This window comes from Acinetobacter sp. YH12098 (genome assembly GCF_013419235.1).
GTDB classification, from domain to species: Bacteria; Pseudomonadota; Gammaproteobacteria; order Pseudomonadales; family Moraxellaceae; genus Acinetobacter; species Acinetobacter amyesii.
The window spans coordinates 56,462-71,379 of the sequence record NZ_VPAO01000001.1; the positions used below are offsets into that span (position 1 = coordinate 56,462).

Annotated in this window: 13 protein-coding genes and 1 pseudogene; 10 read left to right on the forward strand and 4 right to left on the reverse strand. The window is 41.6% G+C overall.

What is annotated here, in order from left to right; all coding sequences use genetic code 11:
- Positions 1-140: 140 nt before the first annotated feature.
- Positions 141-497, reverse strand: a pseudogene (locus tag FTU38_RS00265) (hypothetical protein); the annotation flags it as partial.
- A 185-nt stretch (positions 498-682) separates the two neighbouring features.
- On the opposite strand from FTU38_RS00265, the gene radA reads away from it, so the two are divergent.
- The 6 genes from radA (at position 683) to FTU38_RS00295 (ending at position 6,449) form a co-directional block, all read left to right on the forward strand.
- Positions 683-2,071 (forward strand): DNA repair protein RadA, encoded by a 1,389-nt coding sequence (gene radA, locus FTU38_RS00270; RefSeq protein ID WP_180003350.1) that lies wholly within the window; start codon positions 683-685, stop codon positions 2,069-2,071.
- 123 nt (positions 2,072-2,194) lie between these two features.
- On the forward strand, positions 2,195-3,196 hold the full coding sequence (locus tag FTU38_RS00275; RefSeq protein WP_180003352.1) for a Tim44 domain-containing protein: 1,002 nt from the start codon (positions 2,195-2,197) through the stop codon (positions 3,194-3,196).
- Between the two features lie 202 nt (positions 3,197-3,398).
- On the forward strand, positions 3,399-3,746 hold the full coding sequence (locus FTU38_RS00280; RefSeq protein WP_180003354.1) for a hypothetical protein: 348 nt from the start codon (positions 3,399-3,401) through the stop codon (positions 3,744-3,746).
- A 1-nt stretch (position 3,747) separates the two neighbouring features.
- Positions 3,748-5,499, forward strand: coding sequence for a PepSY domain-containing protein (locus FTU38_RS00285; protein ID WP_180003356.1), 1,752 nt, complete (start codon positions 3,748-3,750; stop codon positions 5,497-5,499).
- Positions 5,496-5,834, forward strand: coding sequence for a DUF3325 family protein (locus tag FTU38_RS00290; RefSeq protein WP_180110357.1), 339 nt, complete (start codon positions 5,496-5,498; stop codon positions 5,832-5,834). The genes FTU38_RS00285 and FTU38_RS00290 overlap by 4 nt, the downstream gene beginning before the upstream one ends.
- A 102-nt stretch (positions 5,835-5,936) precedes the next feature.
- On the forward strand, positions 5,937-6,449 hold the full coding sequence (locus tag FTU38_RS00295) for a tetratricopeptide repeat protein (RefSeq protein ID WP_180110358.1): 513 nt from the start codon (positions 5,937-5,939) through the stop codon (positions 6,447-6,449).
- A gap of 64 nt (positions 6,450-6,513) precedes the next feature.
- Here the strand turns inward: FTU38_RS00295 and FTU38_RS00300 are convergent, their stop codons facing one another.
- The 3 genes from FTU38_RS00300 to FTU38_RS00310 form a co-directional block, all read right to left on the reverse strand.
- Complete coding sequence (locus tag FTU38_RS00300) at positions 6,514-7,038, reverse strand: cysteine peptidase family C39 domain-containing protein (RefSeq protein WP_180110359.1); 525 nt, start codon at positions 7,036-7,038, stop codon at positions 6,514-6,516.
- Positions 7,039-7,103: 65 nt separating this feature from the next.
- On the reverse strand, positions 7,104-8,051 hold the full coding sequence (locus FTU38_RS00305) for a DUF4424 family protein (RefSeq protein WP_180110360.1): 948 nt from the start codon (positions 8,049-8,051) through the stop codon (positions 7,104-7,106).
- Between the two features lie 34 nt (positions 8,052-8,085).
- Positions 8,086-8,388, reverse strand: coding sequence for a hypothetical protein (locus tag FTU38_RS00310; protein WP_111883908.1), 303 nt, complete (start codon positions 8,386-8,388; stop codon positions 8,086-8,088).
- Between the two features lie 236 nt (positions 8,389-8,624).
- Here FTU38_RS00310 and ahcY point away from each other — a divergent pair, with 236 nt between their 5' ends.
- The 4 genes from ahcY (at position 8,625) to FTU38_RS00330 (ending at position 14,842) form a co-directional block, all read left to right on the forward strand.
- Entirely contained in the window at positions 8,625-10,007 is a 1,383-nt protein-coding gene (gene ahcY / locus FTU38_RS00315) for an adenosylhomocysteinase (RefSeq protein WP_180003364.1), read from the forward strand.
- Positions 10,008-10,199: 192 nt separating this feature from the next.
- The gene (gene metF, locus FTU38_RS00320) at positions 10,200-11,036 is read left to right on the forward strand and encodes a methylenetetrahydrofolate reductase [NAD(P)H] (RefSeq protein ID WP_168378282.1); all 837 of its coding nucleotides are present in this window, start codon (positions 10,200-10,202) and stop codon (positions 11,034-11,036) included.
- A gap of 32 nt (positions 11,037-11,068) precedes the next feature.
- The gene (locus FTU38_RS00325) at positions 11,069-11,782 is read left to right on the forward strand and encodes a 16S rRNA (uracil(1498)-N(3))-methyltransferase (protein WP_180003365.1); all 714 of its coding nucleotides are present in this window, start codon (positions 11,069-11,071) and stop codon (positions 11,780-11,782) included.
- Positions 11,783-11,965: 183 nt separating this feature from the next.
- On the forward strand, positions 11,966-14,842 hold the full coding sequence (locus FTU38_RS00330) for an EAL domain-containing protein (protein ID WP_180003366.1): 2,877 nt from the start codon (positions 11,966-11,968) through the stop codon (positions 14,840-14,842).
- The last annotated feature ends 76 nt before the right edge of the window (positions 14,843-14,918 follow it).

The window sequence follows — 14,918 nt, forward strand, 5'->3', positions numbered from 1 at the left end:
TCAAATTTGTCGTTTTTCGTGTTGCTTTCATTGGATTCATCCTTTTGATCTGACTCAGCATCTTCAATAAAGCCTTCGCCAAATTGGTCACCAAACTCATTTTCAGCATATTCAGAATCTACAGCACTGGCTTCCATCAGATCCGCTTCGATTTCTAAGGCAATTTCCAAGGATAAAGAAAAGAACAATACCCCCTGAATTTTCATGTTCCCTTGTTCATCTTCAAGATATTCACTGAGAGTTTTATATGCAGGGCTGCTTTCATCAAAAGGTACGTCAAGGTATAAATCACCTGTATAGCTATCGATCAAAGACTCACCTTCTAGCCCCATACAAGGGAAATACTCGAGATTTTGCAGGTCAAACCAGTGCATAACGTCATTACGTACCGTATTTTTCTCAGGATGTTGATGATCATATTCTTCAAAATGCACAAATAACACATCACGATTTTTTTCACGTGCAATGGCATCGATATGTCGTAATAGTTCAGTCATGTGGTGACCCATTTCAAAAAATATAATGCGCTATTATAAAGTGCTTACTATATAAAAGTGCAGCTATTGAAAATAAAACGACATCAATTGACCTTCAACAGTCATTTCATGCGATAAAAACTTGGTTTTTCGATGTATTCACCGCTATGCTGTGACTCAATTTGAGTTTGTGCACAGTAAATATTATGGCGAAAGCAAAAAGTGTCTATCGATGTGAACAATGTGGTGCTGATCATCCCAAATGGGCCGGTCAATGTACCGAATGTGGTGAATGGAATTCATTAGTCGAAGTCAATATTGCACCCGCCGTTACACACCGTGCACAGCCTAAAATGGGCGGTGGCTATGCAGGTCAAGCCGCTGCTGTGACCACCTTAAATCAAGTTTCTGTTTCGCATGAAACCCGAATGGCAACAGGTATTGGTGAATTTGACCGTGTACTCGGTGGTGGACTGGTCACAGGTTCAGTTGTGCTGATTGGTGGTGACCCCGGCATTGGTAAATCCACTATTTTGCTACAAACCGCAACCTATATGGCGGCGAGTAAAAGTTCTGCCTTATATGTCACAGGTGAGGAATCTTTGTCTCAGGTGGCGCTACGTGCCCAGCGCCTAGATTTGCCGACCGATCAACTTAAAGTCATGGCAGAAACCTGTGTCGAGCGTATTTGCGAAGTATTGGCACATGAACGCCCTGCCGTGGCCATTTTAGATTCGATCCAAACCCTATACACCGAAACACTCCAGTCTGCGCCGGGCGGTGTTTCCCAAATTCGTGAATCGGCTGCACTCCTGACCCGCTTTGCCAAAAATAGTGGCACTGCACTGTTTATTGTCGGTCACGTAACAAAAGAAGGTTCTTTGGCCGGCCCTCGCGTGCTTGAGCACATGGTCGATTGTGTTTTGTATTTTGAAGGTCAGTCTGACTCTCGCTTCCGTATGATTCGTGCGGTGAAAAACCGTTTTGGTGCGGTCAACGAGCTTGGGGTATTTGGCATGACAGATAAAGGACTGCGCGAGGTATCAAACCCATCCGCTATTTTCCTGAGTCGTTATGATGAAGCCATTCCGGGTTCCATTGTCATGATTAGCCGTGAAGGTACACGTCCACTTTTAGTTGAAGTTCAGGCTTTGGTAGATGATGCGCACGGACAACCTCGACGCGTGGCCTTAGGTTTAGAACAAAACCGTTTAAACATGCTTTTAGCCGTTATGCACCGTCATGGTGGCGTACAAACCGCTGGACAAGATGTCTATGTCAATGTCGTCGGTGGTTTAAAAATCACTGAAACCGGTTCTGACCTTGCGGTACTTTTAGCCTGCGCCTCTAGCTTAAGAGCTAAAGCCCTGCCACAGCATTTGGCAGTATTTGGTGAAGTCGGCCTTTCAGGCGAAATCCGCCCTGTACCCAATGGACAAGAACGACTCAAAGAAGCCATTAAGCATGGGTTTAAAACCATTATTTTACCGCGTGGGAATGCACCGCAAAAACCGATTTCAGGTGTAGAAATTATTTCTGTCGCACGTTTACATGAGGCGTTGAGTCAGGCAATTACACTTACCGATGAGTCTTAGTCACGTTGAATCGTTTATTTTGAATGAATTTTCAATTTTTTACCGATGTTCTATTGAAATTCAGTACAAATGGCGGCATAACTAGATGGCTATTTTAACTTTATATAGATATAGGAAAATTTGATGGAAGTTCGACAGCGTGGTTTGATGACTGCTCTTTTAACAGCAGCCCTTTTGGTAGCGCCGATTGCAGAAGCGAAACGTGCCGGTGGTGGTAAAAGCCATGGTATGAGCCGTCAAGCTGCTCCAACTCAGTCTTATCAGCAACCTCGTCAATCTGCTCCTGTTCAACAGCCTGCAACTGCTGGCGCTCCAGCTAAATCTGGCTCGAATGTGGGCGGAATGGTTGCAGCTGGTGTGGCTGGTGCTGCAATTGGTGCAGTCGCTGCAAATGCGATGGCCGATGACAATAACGGTCAAGCAGCTTCTGAAGCGCAAGCTCAACAACAGGAAGAGAAAGGTGGTATTCCAGGCTGGATCTGGATTTTACTTGCCGCTGCTGTTGCCTTCTTCATTTTCCGTAAGATGGGCTCAAAAAAAAAACTAGCCGCTAACAATCCGTATGCGCCAAACAGCGGTGCAAACAATGCACCGTTTGGCCAGCAAAATGCTGCACCTCGTGCAGGTAATGACAATACGAATATTTTTGGTAATTCTGTAGGCGGTAATTCAGCAGCTTCAAATGCTCCATTTGGTGCAGCTGCAGCAACGAACGCGCCTTTTGGTGCTGCCTATACCAACAGCGGCAATCAATTGCCTGATGGTACAGAGCCAGCAACATTTTTACGTGTTGCACGTCAGCGTTTTAACCACATTCAATCGATGAATACGGCAAGCAACATTTCTGAAATTCAGCGTTACTTAACGCCTGATCTTTACCAGTCTATGTATAACGACATTATGGCGAATAAAGATGAAGACGTTGCTGAGTTTTCTAACTTAAATGCTATGGTGGTCGATTCTGCTAACGAAAATGGTCAATACGTTGTAAGTGTGCGTTTTACAGGTACTGTAAGTGAAGACTTAAATAGCCTGCCACAGCCTTTTGCTGAAGTATGGCATTTTGTTAAACCTGCGGGTTCTGATCAAGACTGGTTAGTTGCAGGCATTCAACAAGAGCAATAATGTAGACAATTAAGCATTCTTGCATTCTAAAATAGCGACTTCGGTCGCTATTTTTTTGCCTTTATTTCCCCTCTTTTTAAATCAATTTCTACTCAGCATGCTGAAAAATCAATAATTTTGTGAATACATTATTCTAATTATTAATAATAATTGTTATCATTTAGATTGACTTTAATACAATTTCCAAGCGCTTAAGTATTTTATGAATAGCTCACCACCTGAGGCACTCGTGACACCCCTCACATCTGCGCTGCCTAAAACGCGTAAAGACACCCCCTCTCTATTGACCTATCGCTTGATGATTTTCTATCGCTTTGCCCTCGCTTTAGTGGGCGGATATGTTGTCGCAATGCTATCTGCCATCGTAATTGCAGATGTATTTAGCGAAGACCGTGGAAGTGCAGCCATGAGTGCAACTTTAATTTCATTTATCCTGTGGAGCTGTGCATTTATTTGGGTCTTTATGGTGAATAAAACCCTCAAAGCAACTTTAGGCATTGTGATCCCTGCGGTGTGTTTGTATGCCATTTACATGATGATGGGAAGCTAAAATGCGTGTTGATGCAAAAGTAGAGGGGCCTCGCCAGTCCATGTCTTGGCTGCATACATGGGCTAGCCTAATCTTAGGTTGGTTGCTGTATGCTATTTTCCTGACCGGAACCCTGAGCTTCTTTAAAAATGAAATCAATGTTTGGATGACACCTGAGCTGCATCAATCTGTTCCAGCCAGTTCACAAGTCCAACAAACTGAAGTCGCACTGAATTATTTACAGCAAAATCATCCGAATGCAGGTGCTTGGAATATTTTGCTGCCAAATACGCGTCAAAATGCCACATTAATTACCGTTCGTGAACAAGGTGAAGACCCTCGCGCACGCCGTGGTGGTAAACAAATCTACATTGATAGTGCTACAGGTGAAGTGCTTGAGCCGCGCGATACGCGTGGTGGTAATTTTCTCTATCGTTTCCATTTCGAACTTTATGGTATGCCACGTATGTGGACGCGATGGTTTGTCGGGATAGCGACACTGTTGATGTTAGTTGCCATCATTAGTGGTGTGATTACTCATAAAAAAATCTTTAAAGATTTCTTTACCTTCCGTTCAGGTAAAGGACAACGTTCTTGGCTCGATGCACATAATGCAACCGCAGTATTTGCGCTTCCCTTCCACATCATGATCACCTTTAGTGGCCTGTTGCTGCTGTTATTTACGATCATGCCTTGGGGGATTGAGCGTATTTATGAAAACCGGGGACAATTTTTACAAGAACAAAATCGTGCCTTGGTTCAAGAAAATAAACCTGAAGGACGTGAATCTGATCAAGGACACGAAGAACGTGGCGAACGCCCACAGCAAGCCCGTGCCAATTTTGCACAAAACCAAGGCGAAAATCGTGCTGAGGGCCGTGGTGAAGGTCGAGGAGATCGTCGCTCTAAACGTGAAGAGCAACCTGTCGTTGCTGCGCCGTTGACCAACTTAGCGCCAATCGTGACCGCAGTTCAGGCTGAATGGAAAACTAATCCTATTAGTACCGTTAGCATCATTGCACCGAATACAGACCAAGCTAAAATTGAGCTACGCGCCTTACATGGTGAAAGTGTTGCATATCGAAATGTCTATGCAAGTAAACAATTTGATGGCGTAACAGGCAAAGACTTAACTGACGAAAGTGCCAAGTTAAAGCACCCTTCTGTACCGATGGGTATTTACAATGTAGTGACCACGCTACATGAAGCACGCGGTGTAGATTTAGCACTACGTTGGCTGCTGTTTATTTCAGGGATTGTAGGCACCCTGATGGTCGCTACAGGTCTCATTCTGTGGTGTGTAAAACGTGCACCGCAACAACAAAAACAAGGCTTTAAATCATTTGGCTACCGCACGGTTGAAGTGACCAATATTGCAGCGATTATTGGTTTACCCATTGCCTGTGCAGCATTTTTCTATGCCAACCGTTTTATTCCCGCACAGCTTGAAAACCGTTCGGAATTAGAAATTCGTAGTTTCTTTATTGTTTGGCTACTAACGCTTATTTATGCGATGTTCCGTACGCATCGTCAAGCGTGGCTAGAACTTTTAGCTTTTGCCACAGCAATTTTTGCCTTACTGCCGATTGTAAACTTCATGACTGGTGGTCAACCGCTTTGGAATACCATGGCAAATGGCCAATGGATGATTGCATCCTTTGATCTTGCAATGTGGCTTTTGGCTATCTTGTTTGCCTATTCATTTTACAAAGTGAAAAAGCATAAAGGGCTGCCTGTTAAAAAAGCACGTGGCACAAAGGAGGTTGAAGCATGATGTTCTTTCTCTTGATTTGGACACTGAGTAGCTTAGGTTTTTTTGCCTTGGCAAGCAGCATGTCAAAACATCAAAAGCAGTTCTACAGCAAAGAACTAAGTGTGGGCCAAACACGGTTAGCCACGCTAGTCGGCTGGGCGCTATTGATCATCGCCTTACTACTTTGCCTCTCTCTTGGCACGCCGAGCAATAACATCAGTTATTGGTTTGGCGCGCTGACTATTGCGGCTTTATTTGTCGGGCTATGTATTAGTTATATCGCTGAATATTTTTGGAAAATTATTGGTGCATTGGTTGTCGTATTTGTATTGTCAGCTGTGTTATTGAAATTTTAATTCATTAGACAAGCTTCTCTAAACATTGAAAGCCAATCTTCGGATTGGCTTTTTTCATGCCAACCGATTAGGCTATGCCTATTCTGCTCTTTTGGATTACACATGTCTGAACTTTCGATCTCTCCTGCTTTATATAACCGTGCCATGGCAGGCAATAAAGATGCTCAATTTGAACTGGCTGAAATTTATATGCAAAGTGAAAATGATGAGCATGTTGAACTTGCAGAAGAATGGGCACTCAAAGCAGCTCAGTTAGGTCATGTAGAAGCAATGTATTGGCTGGGTGAAGGCTATGCAGTCTATGCCAAAGATATGCTCGAAGAAGATCCTGAAGAATCTAATACCTATTTTGAGCGTGCACACCGCTGGTTAGAACAAGCGGCAAAACATGACCATCCTGCTGCAATTTTAGAATTGGCCAATTTTTACCGTCGCGGCGATGTGGTGGAAAAAGATGTTGCTAAATCCATTGAACTGGTTGAACAATCTGCAAAATTAGGTGAAGTTCAAGCCATGCGTGATTTAGCTTTTATTTATGCCAATGGATTAGGCATCGACGCTGATGAAGAAAAAGCAGATTTTTGGAATGAAAAAGCCAATGTGGCTGAGCAGTAATCCAATTATTTTCTAAAAAATAAAGCCCATCTCATGATGGGCTTTTTGCTTTTAACAAAATGGCTCAGCTCGCTACATAGCTATTTACGTCAACAGTAATGACTTGTCGGCAAATGCCTTCTGCTCCACGCTGCTGTTCAAATACGTCTGCTGGCATGGCATCAAAGCTGTCAAAGAAACTAATTTCAGTTTCGTCAATGTCATACACCAAAGAATGGTTCCCCACGCCCTCTAGAGTATCGTAATACACAATCACAAACTGATTTTGTTCAAAAGCCTGCTGAATTTGTGCATAGCCAATTGCAGGCAATATAGGCAGTTCCAATTGGTCTGCTTCTGCATAACTGCGTTTTTCACTGTCCTGCAGCTCAGGATCATGCTCTGTGTAAAACTTTACTTGAAAACCAAACTTTTTCAGTCCTACAGCTAAACCAATGGTTGTTGTGCCATGGTCAGCGTCATAAGCGCAAACTTCGATGAGTTGCTGAATATCTGCATCTATGCCTAAGTGCTGCAGCAACATCCACACTGCATAAATGCCGCCATTGGCTTCTAAATTTGCCAACTCATCAGGTATTTCCATCGACATATATCAAAACTCAAAATTGCTTATGGACGATGATAAACAAATCGCAGCAGTTTTGCCTGCAAGTTTTAATCCAGACCTGATTTCACATGCACAAAAATAATGTCCAAATCTTGTTTGGGCACAAAATTCTTTTCAACCATTTGAAACTGCGTAGCGCTGATTTTCTTCACTTTACCTGCCCAGCAAAAAGAAACCAACTCTCCTGCATCACGCTCGATAGTCAGTTTAAAATCTTGAATAGGCTTTGCCCAATTGGCACCAGTTTTTAAGATATAGCCCAGCGCTTGAAATGGTGCATGCTGTGATTTAGCCTTTCTGAGTCCTGCCTTAAAGTTTTGATCCATACAATAACTTTTATTATATTCATCAGGATATAAAGCCACAGACCCACCCACCAGCGGTGCATATTGATGCTGTACACGTGTGAGCGCATTGGCTTTAAACGTTTGCTTCCAACTGTAAATCACCTGAGACGACCATGAAATGGTTTCATTCGGATCTTTGGGCAATACTTTTTGCAGCGCTACATTTTTACAGCGTCTGAGTTTTGTTTCGAAAGTTTCATATTCAACATCTTGCCTGCTCCACGGATTCAGCATGTTTTTTTCCGTAAACCCGCATTGCTTAAAACTCTCCGTCATATCAATCGGGGCTGTTTTCTCATTTTTTTGAATAAAAGTGCGCACATGCATTTCAGGCTGAATCATTTTTCCATTCACCTGAACTTTAAAACTTTTTAGCAATTTTTCAGTATTGGCAAAATCAGATTCAAAGAAGTTTTCAACTTTTGGCAGTGGAAAAAGTATGGTTTCAGTCACATCTTTATTGCTCAGATTTTTAAACTGATAATCGACCTTGATCATTTTTTTACTAATAAATAGGTCTTCACTGAACATTTGAATGTCTTTATTTTTAAGGTACTGCACCCCTCCCGTTGCCACATAGCCTGTTGAATCGTTGGCATATGTTAGTGCTGAAAAACACAAGCATATGAATGCAGTTAATTTTTTCATTATTAGCTTCCAATTTTTTATATTTAAAATTGCACTAGAATATCATCGACCATTTTTCAGGAATATACTCAGAAATTAGCCCTATCCCGATAATTATAAGGGCAATGATGCCAATCAAAATAATAAAACTCACTGCTTTTATGACTACTCTAAGGGTTAAATTTAAGCCTTTCGTATAATTTTCAATAAAGCCTGAAAATTTAAATAAGGATAAAACCCCAATCAAAATTAAAGGCAGAAAAAAAATATCTTGTGGTGAAAAGTCGCCTCGCCTTGCTGAGACAGCTTGTGAAGATACGAGTAAAACTAGGAAAATATTAAATTTTAATATATTCATGATATGTACGTTATTATCTTTTTATTATCAGATTATTCATCTACATATTAACCAATTTTTGATTGGAACTCACTCTATTTCCAAGTACAATACTGCCCTAGTCGAGGGATGCTGCGACTTTCTTATAGGCACTAAATATAAGATCGCTAGGCTCGACGATTCGGTTGGACACTCGTTCCAATCAACAACGGCATCCGCGAACTGAATGATCAATTGTTTTTATTAAGGAGATCGTGATGAACGCGGTTAATGCTTCATTTACAGATTACAAAGTTGCCGATATTTCACTAGCTGACTACGGCCGTAAAGAAATCAAACTCGCAGAAGCAGAAATGCCAGCCCTAATGGGTCTTCGCAAACGCTATGCAGCGGCTAAACCCCTTGCTGGCGCGAAAATCCTAGGCTGTATCCACATGACTATTCAAACTGCAGTTTTAATTGAAACTCTAGTTGAATTGGGCGCAGAAGTACGCTGGACTTCATGCAACATCTTCTCTACTCAAGACCACGCTGCTGCTGCAATCGCTGCTGCAGGTATTCCTGTATTTGCTTGGAAAGGCGAAACTGAAGAAGAATACATGTGGTGTCTTGAACAGCAAATCAATGTGAACGGTACACCTTGGGATGCCAACATGATTCTGGATGATGGCGGTGACTTAACTGCACTTGTTCACGAAAAATACCCAGAAGTAATTGCTAAAATCCACGGTATTACTGAAGAAACCACTACAGGTGTTCAACGTCTTTACGAAATGCACCGCGACGGTACTTTAAAAGTTCCTGCAATCAACGTAAACGACTCTGTCACTAAGTCTAAAAACGACAACAAATACGGTTGCCGTCACTCTCTAAATGATGCCATCAAACGTGGTACAGATATGCTTTTATCTGGCCGCCGTGCGCTTGTGATCGGTTATGGCGACGTAGGTAAAGGTTCTGCTCAATCACTTCGTCAAGAAGGCATGATTGTACGTGTCACTGAAGTTGACCCAATCTGCGCAATGCAAGCATGCATGGACGGTTTCGAAGTTGTTGCTCCGTACAAAAACGGCGTTCAAACTGGCAAGAAAGAAGACATCAACCTTGACCTTCTTCAAAATACTGACTTGATCGTAACGACTACTGGTAACTACCACGTATGTGACGCAGCAATGCTTGATTCATTAAAAGCGGGCGCTGTGGTTTGTAACATCGGTCACTTCGACACAGAAATCGACACTAACTATTTACGTGGTTACAAGTGGGTTGAAGTTAAGCCGCAAGTTCACCAAGTGTATCGTACAGAAAATGAAAACGATTACTTAATCCTTCTTTCTGAAGGCCGTTTGGTGAACCTTGGTAATGCAACCGGTCACCCTTCACGTATTATGGATGGTTCTTTTGCCAACCAAGTATTGGGTCAAATGCACCTATTCGCTGAAAAATTTGCTGATCTTCCTGAAGATCAAAAACAAGCTGCGATCCGCGTAGAACTTATTCCTAAGAAATTAGACGAAGAAGTTGCTGCTGCAATGGTTGCAGGTTTCGGTGGCGTATTAACGACTTTGACTCAAGAACAAGCGGATTACCTCGGTGTTCAAGTTGAAGGCCCGTTCAAAGCTGAGGCTTATAAATATTAATTGACCCTCACCCCATCCCTCTCCCAGAGGGAGAGGGTGACAGCTTCGTTAAATTGTATTCAGGATTAAAATCTTATCAATTTAATAAGCTGGGTGTTTAACCCTGCATAATTCAGTAATGAATACTCCTCTCCCTTTGGGAGAGGTCAGGGAGAGGGTAAACAAATAGTATTTATAAAAAAGGATTTGAACATGTCAAAACAGATTCCTATTTCCTTTGAGTTCTTCCCGACCAAAACTGATGCGGGCGCGGAAAAACTTAAAGTTGTACACCAAGAACTTCAATTATTAAATCCTGAATTTTTCTCTGTAACATACGGTGCAGGCGGTTCTACCCGTGAACGCACTTTGTCTACATTGAATGATTTCAACGGTAAAGGCACACCGGTTGCCCCTCACCTGTCTTGTATTGGTGACAGCAAAGAACGTATTGCTGAATTGCTAGATTTGTATAAATCGCAAGGCATTGACCGTATTGTTGCGCTGCGCGGCGACTTGCCGTCTGGTCAAGTGGGCTTGGGCGAATTGCCTTATGCAACAGATCTTGTGCGTTTCATCCGTGAGCACACTGGCGATCACTTCAAAATTGAAGTTGCAGCTTACCCAGAAATGCATCCTCAAGCAGACAGCTTTGACCTCGACATCAAACGTTTCTGTGATAAAGCCAATGCGGGCGCTAACGCAGCACTCACACAGTTCTTCTTCAATCCAGATGCATACTTCTACTTTGTAGAACGCATTCAAAAAGAAGGCGTGAACATTCCTGTCGCTCCAGGCATCATGCCTATTACCAATGCAAGTAATTTAATTCGCTTTGCTGATGGTACAGGTGCAGAAATTCCTCGCTGGATTCGTAAACAGCTTGCGACTTATGGCGATGACACAGCGTCAATCAAAGCCTTTGGTCATGAAGTGATTGTGAAACTTTGCGAACGTCTGATTGCTGGTGGTGCGCCAAGCTTGCACTTCTATACCATGAATACCACTGACCCTACACGTCAACTTGTGAAAGACCTCGGTCTTGCATAAGACATTTCGACCTTTTTGAGAGTAAAACTTTAATGCCACGTTTTTATATTGAAGCTGATTTAACTGTTAATACGACTGTTGAATTAACGGAAACAGTATTTCATCACTGGGTAAAAGTTTTACGTGCTCAAGTGGGCGAAACTGCCACTTTGTTCAATGGGCAAGGTGGCGAATATCATGTTAAATTGGTTGAAGTCGCTAAAAAGTCGGCTGCCGTCCAAGTATTGCAATTCAATCCAAGCAATCGCACACCACATTTTACGGCGCTCTTGGGTCAAGTGATGAGCAAAGGCGACCGCATGGATTATGCGATTCAAAAAGCTGTGGAACTCGGTGTTTCTAAAATTCAACTACTCATTTCAGAACGTTGTGAAATGCGTTTGAAGTACGATCGTGATCAAAAGAAACTCGACCATTGGCAAGGTATTGCCATTGCTGCATGTGAACAATGTGGTCTCAACATTGTCCCTAAAGTACTTGCGCCCCTTTCCCTTGAAAAATGGCTGGAGAGTAATCTTCCGACTACCAAGTTGGTACTCGCACCCAATAAAGATGAAGTTGATGTATTAGCTGATGCTGACCCACAATTTGCCTTACTGATTGGCCCTGAAGGTGGCTTGAGCGAAGCCGAGATCAGCGCAGCAAATGAGAAAGGTTTTGTGAACTGGTGTATCGGTGAACGTGTCCTTCGCACAGAAACTGCACCTGTAGTTGCACTTTCAATTTTAAATTATAAATTTATTTAATTTTTACTCGATAGTTCATCTGAAAGCATCAATGATGACATCCTCGATATTGCTTTTTATTTGTAACGCAATTACCCTAGAGTCAATAAAAACAAATGATTTGTTACTAAGAATAAACAAATACTCTCAGGAACAATACAAATACAACGATCTAAATTTGGTTAAGGCAGGGTTTTTATATTCATGACGTATAAACAAGATGAATATATCAAGCAGTACAATCATACTGCTCAAATTGCGAACACGATTCGCCATAGCCGCTATTTTTTAGTCAGTATTCTGATTATTTGCTTATATATTTTTTCGATATATCAAATTTTTTATAAATCGCCATCTTTATATTTCAATATTTGGTTTATTTTTACCGAAGTTTTTGTCAGTTTATGTTGGCTGATTAGCACCGTTTATTTTAAACCTGAACAATATTCACTGATGATTGCGCATCGTTGGCTACAGTTTCAGTGTTTTTCAGTCGGCACGCTGATTGCGAGCGGTATCTTTTTAATTTTTTACTATTTACCTGCGACCAATCAAAGCTTTGAACCGATTCAGGCCTTAACGCTCTCCGCCTTACTATTGATCGTGACGCAAACCTTTGGTTTGACCTATTTAACGCAAAAACTCAATTATTTTTGTTTAGCATTTATCCCGTCTATCGTGCCTTATCTGATTGCACAGTTCTTTTTCTTAGATAGTTCAAATCACTTATTTAGCCTGAGTATTAATTTTGGGCTCATTGTGATTCTAATGTGCGCCATGACGTCATATCGGATTCACCGTCGTGTGTCGACCTTACATGCAAAAAACAACTTACTGGTTGATAGTGCCAAGCAACAAGTCAAATGGACTGATGAACTGTGTCAGCAGCTCCAAGATGAAGTCAACAAATCACGTGACATCGAATTACAATTACAACTAGGTAACCAAATCCTTGAACAAAAAGTCAAAGAACGGACCTTCGACATTGAGCAAATGAACAAGGATTTAGAAAACCAACAGGCCAATTTAGTCCTTGCACATGAAATTGCAGGTTTACGTCCTTGGGATTGGAATATCAAAGATCGTAAAATCGTTGTCACCAACTATAAGCAAGAAAAAACCCTTAGACATTCGAAAGAGCATCAGCAACAGTTACAACATGTGATCCATCCTGATGATATTCCTCATTTTAAATCAGCAATGATTCAACATCTTCGTGGATTTAAAGACCGTTATGAGGCCACCTATCGGATTCAAAACAGTCAAGGAAAATGGAGTTGGGTACATGATATTGGGCGAGTCATTCAACGCGATCCAGATAACCGCAAGCCCTTGCGCATGGTCGGTATTCGTCGTGATATCCATCAAGAACGGACGTCTCAAGAACGTTTAAAACTTGCAGCCAGCGTACTCGAACAAGCTGCTGAAGGGATTTTCATTTTAAATGAAGAGCTGTGCTATATCGAAGTCAATCCGTTTTACGAACAATTAACCGGCTTTAACTACGACCAAATTATTGGCAAACATCTATTTGATATCACAGCAAATTACAAATCAATTCAACGCAGTATGCACTACTCGATCATTAAACAAGTGCTGAAAATTGGTGAGTATGATGGTGAATTGCACGAAAAATTTCTTTCAGGTAAAGAACTGACGCTATGGATGCATATTAATGCGATTACTGATGATCAAAACCGCGTTACCCATTATATCGGGATTGTCTCAGACCTGACCGAACGTAAATTGCAAGAACAACGTTTATCTTATTTAGAAAATTATGACACCTTAACTGATTTACCGAACCGTTTTTATTACAACTATCAACTGCATCAATATTTAGTTTCACAGCAAGATTCGATTAAACAGTTGGCCGTCATTCGTTTAAACATCGACCGTTTCCGTCCATTAAATGAATATCTCAGCAACAATGGTGGTGACGAACTGTTACGCCAAGTCGCACAGCGTTTACGTCTAACCAATGCCGAAGCATTATTTGTTGCGCATTTAAATGGCGATGATTTTGCGATTGTGTATGAAATTTCACATATCCGCCCTTCTGTGCAAGAGCATTGTGAACGCATCAATAAAGCCTTTAGCATTCCATTTAATATTTTTGGCCAAGAACATGTCATCACCTTATCGATGGGTGTAGCGTTCTATCCTGAGCATGGCCGTCAGCTAGATTATCTAAATAACTGTGCAGAACAAGCGCTGAGCGAAGCTAAAAATTTGGGAGGCAATACTACACGTTATTATTCCAATGAAAATACCGCATTATTAGAGCAAGGGATCTTCTTGGAACGCGACTTGCGTAAAGCCATTCAAAATAATGAGCTGGTGGTGTATTACCAACCGAAGATCAATTTCCGTGATAAAAATATTTACGGTTTTGAAGCCTTGGTGCGCTGGAATCATCCTGAAAAAGGCTTAATACCACCGGGCTTATTTATTCCTTTAGCAGAACAAACCAGTTTAATTTCCGATATCGGGCGTTTTGTCCTGCAAAAAACCGCGCAGCAAATTCGCTTTTGGAATAATTTGGGTTATCAAAATATTTGTGTATCCGTCAATATTGTTGCACAGCAACTGCGCCGTGGACAATTATTAAATGATTTAGATGAAGCGATAGATGCCAATCAAATTGATGGTGCCAGTCTGGAACTGGAAATTACTGAATCCTCTTTGGTCGAAAATCTAGATTCAGTACGTGAACTATTAAACGAAATAAAAAAACGTAAAATCAATATTTCACTTGATGATTTTGGCACTGGCTACTCATCTCTATCCTATCTGGCTGATTTTCCAATTGATATTTTAAAAATAGATCGCAGTTTTATCTCTAAAATTGGTGAAAATAAACAATTGGCCATCGTTAGTGCCATGATTGCCATGGGTAAAGCGATGGGCATGACGGTAGTCGCTGAAGGGATTGAAACTGAACAGCAGTTACAGTATCTACAAGACTTAGAATGTGACATTGCTCAAGGCTATTTTTTCTCTAAGCCACTGCCACAAGAAGAGGCAACCGTGTTCCTTGAAAATAATATCTCTTCGCCTGCTTATACTTACTTAATATAAGTCACTATGCCTGAGCTATAAGATTGTCTGAAAAAGACGCGACTTCGACTGTCCCAACTGTGCAACTAATGTTATA

Bases quoted from the DNA above. Each gene is read 5' to 3' on its own strand.
- FTU38_RS00280 (WP_180003354.1), top strand. From the start codon at position 3,399: ATGAATAGCTCACCACCTGAGGCACTCGTGACACCCCTCACATCTGCG.
- FTU38_RS00275 (WP_180003352.1), top strand. From the start codon at position 2,195: ATGGAAGTTCGACAGCGTGGTTTGATGACTGCTCTTTTAACAGCAGCC.
- FTU38_RS00305 (WP_180110360.1), bottom strand. From the start codon at position 8,051: ATGAAAAAATTAACTGCATTCATATGCTTGTGTTTTTCAGCACTAACA.
- FTU38_RS00290 (WP_180110357.1), top strand. From the start codon at position 5,496: ATGATGTTCTTTCTCTTGATTTGGACACTGAGTAGCTTAGGTTTTTTT.
- FTU38_RS00285 (WP_180003356.1), top strand. From the start codon at position 3,748: ATGCGTGTTGATGCAAAAGTAGAGGGGCCTCGCCAGTCCATGTCTTGG.
- FTU38_RS00295 (WP_180110358.1), top strand. From the start codon at position 5,937: ATGTCTGAACTTTCGATCTCTCCTGCTTTATATAACCGTGCCATGGCA.
- FTU38_RS00310 (WP_111883908.1), bottom strand. From the start codon at position 8,388: ATGAATATATTAAAATTTAATATTTTCCTAGTTTTACTCGTATCTTCA.
- FTU38_RS00325 (WP_180003365.1), top strand. From the start codon at position 11,069: ATGCCACGTTTTTATATTGAAGCTGATTTAACTGTTAATACGACTGTT.
- FTU38_RS00300 (WP_180110359.1), bottom strand. From the start codon at position 7,038: ATGTCGATGGAAATACCTGATGAGTTGGCAAATTTAGAAGCCAATGGC.
- FTU38_RS00330 (WP_180003366.1), top strand. From the start codon at position 11,966: ATGACGTATAAACAAGATGAATATATCAAGCAGTACAATCATACTGCT.
- ahcY (WP_180003364.1), top strand. From the start codon at position 8,625: ATGAACGCGGTTAATGCTTCATTTACAGATTACAAAGTTGCCGATATT.
- radA (WP_180003350.1), top strand. From the start codon at position 683: ATGGCGAAAGCAAAAAGTGTCTATCGATGTGAACAATGTGGTGCTGAT.
- metF (WP_168378282.1), top strand. From the start codon at position 10,200: ATGTCAAAACAGATTCCTATTTCCTTTGAGTTCTTCCCGACCAAAACT.